This is a genomic window from Deltaproteobacteria bacterium, from assembly GCA_016213065.1.
In the GTDB taxonomy this organism is placed as follows: Bacteria; UBA10199; UBA10199; order SPLOWO2-01-44-7; family SPLOWO2-01-44-7; genus JACRBV01.
Genome location: JACRBV010000011.1, coordinates 1 through 4,837, shown reverse-complemented (window position 1 = coordinate 4,837; position 4,837 = coordinate 1). Strand labels below are relative to the sequence as shown.

At 44.2% G+C, this 4,837-nt stretch carries 7 protein-coding genes; 2 read left to right on the top strand and 5 right to left on the bottom strand.

From position 1 onward, the window contains the following. Positions 1 to 423: 423 nt before the first annotated feature. Positions 424 to 939 carry an NADH-quinone oxidoreductase subunit I gene (locus HY877_00575; GenBank protein MBI5298784.1) on the bottom strand — a complete coding sequence of 172 codons (516 nt, stop codon included), beginning with the start codon at positions 937 to 939 and terminating at the stop codon, positions 424 to 426. A 58-nt stretch (positions 940 to 997) separates the two neighbouring features. Further along, on the bottom strand, positions 998 to 1,609 hold the full coding sequence (locus tag HY877_00570) for a dCTP deaminase (protein MBI5298783.1): 612 nt from the start codon (positions 1,607 to 1,609) through the stop codon (positions 998 to 1,000). A 26-nt stretch (positions 1,610 to 1,635) separates the two neighbouring features. Here HY877_00570 and mtgA point away from each other — a divergent pair, with 26 nt between their 5' ends. Next, positions 1,636 to 2,328: a monofunctional biosynthetic peptidoglycan transglycosylase gene (gene mtgA, locus HY877_00565; protein MBI5298782.1), complete on the top strand. Its 693-nt coding sequence runs from the start codon at positions 1,636 to 1,638 to the stop codon at positions 2,326 to 2,328. A gap of 50 nt (positions 2,329 to 2,378) precedes the next feature. Here mtgA and HY877_00560 read toward each other — a convergent pair whose 3' ends face one another. After that, entirely contained in the window at positions 2,379 to 2,918 is a 540-nt protein-coding gene (locus HY877_00560; protein ID MBI5298781.1) for a hypothetical protein, read from the bottom strand. A gap of 190 nt (positions 2,919 to 3,108) precedes the next feature. On the opposite strand from HY877_00560, the gene HY877_00555 reads away from it, so the two are divergent. Next, a complete protein-coding gene (locus HY877_00555; protein MBI5298780.1) occupies positions 3,109 to 3,732 on the top strand; it encodes a superoxide dismutase in 624 nt (207 codons plus the stop codon). Positions 3,733 to 3,879: 147 nt separating this feature from the next. On the opposite strand, the gene HY877_00550 is transcribed toward HY877_00555, so the two are convergent. Together HY877_00550 and HY877_00545 are read right to left on the bottom strand one after the other, a co-directional pair. Continuing rightward, entirely contained in the window at positions 3,880 to 4,323 is a 444-nt protein-coding gene (locus HY877_00550; GenBank protein ID MBI5298779.1) for a hypothetical protein, read from the bottom strand. A gap of 32 nt (positions 4,324 to 4,355) precedes the next feature. After that, complete coding sequence (locus HY877_00545; protein ID MBI5298778.1) at positions 4,356 to 4,676, bottom strand: DsrE family protein; 321 nt, start codon at positions 4,674 to 4,676, stop codon at positions 4,356 to 4,358. Positions 4,677 to 4,837 lie beyond the last annotated feature (161 nt).

Below are 4,837 nucleotides of genomic sequence, written 5' to 3'. Positions count from 1 at the left end.
GGGTCATCCCAAACCGTTATGAGGTTGTTTCCATGGGTTTCAACATTTTCAGAGTCATCGTAGACTGTCCGGGAAGCGCCGTTAGCAATTCCTATGTGACATCTCAACCCGACATGGGGCCCGGGCAAGAGGAAATTACTAGAACATTAATAGAGAAATCTTCGCCGAGTCAGTATGTGGGCTGTAGAGTCGTCAGCATTGTTGATGAGAGCAAAAAACCCCCACCTCCCGAAAAACCAAAAACGGAAAGGCAAAAGGCTTTTACAAGATTTTACAAATATTTCCTCAGCCTTTTCGGGGTGAAGGGTTAACGTCTATTTTTCTGTCATTCCCGCGAAGGCGGGAATCCAGCTTTATGCACTGGATTCCGGATATTTTTGCTGTAGCAAAAATTCCGGAATGACAAGGTTATTTTTGCACAAGTTAATATATCCCCGCAGAAACGGGGCTGGCGCCTTTTGGGTGGTTGTTTCTGAGTTTGGTGATGTCGTAGATCAGACTCTTTCTGTCAAAGCTGGCGTTTTCATATTTGCCAGTGTCCATGCGAATAGCATCACAGGGACACGCCTCCACGCACAGTCCGCAAAAAATACAGCGCAGTTCGTTGATGTTGAAAACACGGGGACGTTTTTCAATCGATTTGTCGTCCGACTCTTCCGCGATAATTTCGATGCAGTTGGCAGGACAAATGGTCTGACAAAGCATGCAAGCGGTACAGCGAATCTGTCCGTCTTTTCTTGACATCAGGCGGTGCTCCGCACGGTAACCCGGCGGCAATTCCTTCTTTTTGTCGGGATATTCAATCGTCATGCGGTCATCAATGTGAAATAAATTATACAACAAATGCCCGGCCGTGATGTACAAACCCCGAACAATTTCCGGCAGATAAAGTTTTTCCCAAAACGTCAGCGTTTCTTTTCGGTCAATGTAGTAGCTCATAAGTAGTTGCTCCCTGTCCACGGTCCACGGTCCATGGTCCACGGTCTATGGTCCGATTTCATATTTTGGCTCCTGTAATCACCTGCTGGGCCTGATATTTTCCCTGTTTGTCGGCATAGGATGTGGCACAAATTTCATCCGATTCCAAAAAGAGGAGTTGGCCTATTCCCTCCTCCGCATAAACCAGAGCAGGGATGGAATTATTATTGGTAATAGAAATCGTTGCGAAACCTTCCCATTCCGGTTCAAAAGGGGTGACGTTAATGGAAATACCGCAACGGGCGTAAGTCGATTTACCATAACAGATGGTTAGAATGTTGCGCGGAATCCGGAAATATTCCAGAGAACGTCCCAACACAAAACTGTTCGGAGGGATGGTGCAGGTCATTCCCTGAAAATCTTCAAAATCAAGAACCGAGAATTTTTTTGGATCTATTATAGGGACTCGCGTCGCCCCCTCCACCGGCAAAGCCGGCGGAGCCTCCCCCTCTCGCCCGCTTTGCGGGCTAGGAGCTCGGTGGATTTTGAAAGCGGTGCTTAAACGAAAATCGTAACCATAGGAGGAAAGTCCGAAGGATATTCCCTTTCGGACCTGTTTGGGAGAAAAGGGTTCAATCATCTTTTTTTCTTCGGACATTTTATGAATCCATAAATCGGATTTGATTGGCATAGGGGTGATCTGCTATCAAAGGAGTTATGAAATTGCAACAGATCGTTCGATCGCAGATCGTTCGGCGGATTTTTTTGCCGAGTCTCGTCACGTTGGGAATTATCTGGCTTCTTTTTTTACATTCTTCTCTAACGCTTCCGGAGATAGACCTTTTAAAAATTGAAAATCCCACAATGACTGCTTTTATGCAGAGGTACGATGGCAAAGCTCCGTTGCAATACCGGTTTGTCCCGTATCCCGAAATTTCTTCCTATTTGAAGAGGGCCGTTGTGATTGCCGAAGATTCCAGTTTTTTTGAACATTCCGGTTTTGATTGGAAAGCAATCCAGAAAGCCGCCGAAAAAAATTGGGAAGAAAAGGAATTTGTGCGCGGAGGAAGTACCATCACCCAGCAACTCGCCAAAAATCTCTATCTAAGTCCTTCCAAAAATCCCTTTCGAAAATTGAAAGAGATCATCATCACACTTGAATTGGAGAGGAAACTTTCGAAACAAAGAATTTTGGAACTCTATCTTAATGTGGTGGAATGGGGAGAAGGAATTTACGGAGCCGAAGCCGCCGCGCAATATTATTTTAATACGAAAGCCTCAAATCTTTCCCCTTATCAAGCGTGCTGGCTCGCGGCCATTCTGCCCAAACCACGCTATTTTCAAACACACCACAACGGTCCCTTTATTCAGCGCAAAACGGCGATGATTCTTGGAAGAATGGGGATATAAAAAAGAGAAGGCCTGCTAAATATCGCGATCTTTAACTGCGGAACGATTGTTTAAGACTTTCGACTCAAAAAAAGCCGGCCCAAAAATCCTCCTGTAGCCGAGGCATTGAGATAAAGTGCCGGCAACCAAAAGGGAATTCCGAAAAAGTCGGGAGTTGTATAATGATATTGCCCAATCCATCCCAAAGAACTTTCAACGGTGCATCCAATGATGGCTGTAATCAGGGCAAGGACGATGCTCACAAGAGTTCTGTCGAAAAGACCCCATGAAATCAGATAAAAAATAAAAAGAATGAAAGCGTTAATTTGGCTGAGCATAGGCAACGTGGCGGTAATTAAATAAGATAGAACGAAAAAAACAAAACTTCCCAAAAATGCCGTGGGAGGACTTCCGGGCATGGGATGCAGTTTGTAATGAGAAACGCCGATTAAAAGAGTTGCCGCGCCAAAAATCAACGGAACCCACCACGCCTGCCCCATGAAAAACGGATGAGTATAGTAGGCAATGCCTACGGCAACATGCAAAGCATCCAGCAAAGTCCCCATGATGCAACCGCATAAAAAAAGAAAAAACAGTGATTTTATTTTCATAATTATTTGCGTATTTTTTACCGACATTCGAACGGAATGTCAAAATTTTTCCCTTTGAAAAATTTTTTACGCCGTGGGATAAATAGAAAGCAGTAAATACTGACTATGGACAATAGACCATAGACTAAAAACTTAATTAAGAAAGGAACTGGTCCATAGTCCATGGTCCATAGTCCTTTCCAGGAGGGTTATGTACACTTTACCCGCATTACCTTTTGGTTATGGCGATTTAGAACCCTATATTGACGCCAAGACCATGGAAATTCATTACAGCAAACATCATCAAATATATGTGGATAAGTTGAACAAGGCTCTCGAGAAATATCCCGATTTAACCAAACAGCCCGTTGAAAAATTATTGAGGAATTTGGAGACTCTTCCGGAAGACGTTCGAACTGCGGTGAGAAACCACGGAGGGGGTCATGCCAATCATTCCCTCTTCTGGACTGTTTTGGGTAAAAATTTTGAAGGATCGGTCGGCAAATTGCCGTCCGGAAAATTAGCTGAAGCGATTACCAAGTGTTGCAAGAGTGTTGAAACATTCAAGGAGCAATTCTACGCCGCCGCCGCCAATCAGTTTGGTTCAGGCTGGGCTTGGTTAGTGGTCAACCCCAACAAATCATTGGAGATCATGGCAACATCCAATCAGGATTCACCTTTGATTAACGGTAAAACTCCTATTCTGACCCTCGATGTATGGGAACACGCGTATTATTTAAAGTATCAAAACCGTCGGCCAGAATACATCGCCGCTTTTTGGAATGTAATCAATTGGCCGGAGGTCGAGCGGCGTTTCGCTGAAGCTACTAAATAAGATGATTTTAAAGACTTGTCATTCTGAAAAGACTTGTCATCTGAAAAGACTTGTCATCCTGAACGAAGTGAAGGATCTGCTTGCTAATAAAGTGGATTCTTCGCTTCGCTCAGAATGACAAATTGTGGTTTTTAGAGGTACCCTCTATTATTTCGGCGATATTTTGAACGAGCCGAAGTTAATGCCCAAGTTCCAGCCTTTTCCCGTTCCCGAAATGGCGAGGGAAACGTCCCCTTTCCACATGGCGTGAACATCTCCGGAGGCTGAAACGCCGGCATGCGCCTCTGATTCTGCATATCCACCGAAGAGATCCTGAATATCATTCACCTTGGAAAAAGTGCCAACGCCATCCAAAATTTTACTTTTGCCGAATGTGATGCCTCCGCCATGAGTCCGTATTCTCACGGACGCACTCTGTCCATTGTCGCAAGTAATCGTGCCATCCCCTTTCCCTGATTTATAAAAGACAGACCAACTGTTCAGCGTGAAATTCATATGACACTTCGTTGATGTTTTTTCTTCCGCCATCACCGGAAACAGAAAAGAAAAACCAAGCAGGCCGGATAAAACACAAAAATAATTTATTTTCATAAAACCTCCGTTGTTATTTTTTTGAACGGACATCAAAAAGTCAAAACACGATCTGAATCTCGGACTAGCTCATAAAGATCCTTCATCGTTGAGAGCGGACACAATTCAGACCCGGTTTTTTCGCGGAGTTTAAGACAGGTTCCGCAAGCCAGAATTTGCCCGCCGCTCTCAAGGAAGGCTTTCATTTGTTCCGTAATTTTGAATTGTTCGGTATTCAGAGATTCTACTTCAACTCCTCTGGCCAACAAAAAAACTTTGGCCGTGTCTCTTTCTTTGATGGCAAAGTTCGCCAGTCGAAAAGCGTTCCAGACAATTTCCGGATCACCGGAATGAATAACAAAAGCCAATTTCATATTGCTACCTCCTTGTTCATATAAAGGGAGTGGTGGAAAATGCTGAAATTTTCAAATTGTCATTCTGAGCCCTTCGCTTTGTCATTCTGAGCGAAGCGAAGAATCTGTTCGGGCTCAGGATAAACTCCGCGAAGAATCCAATATTATCAAGTAGATCCTTC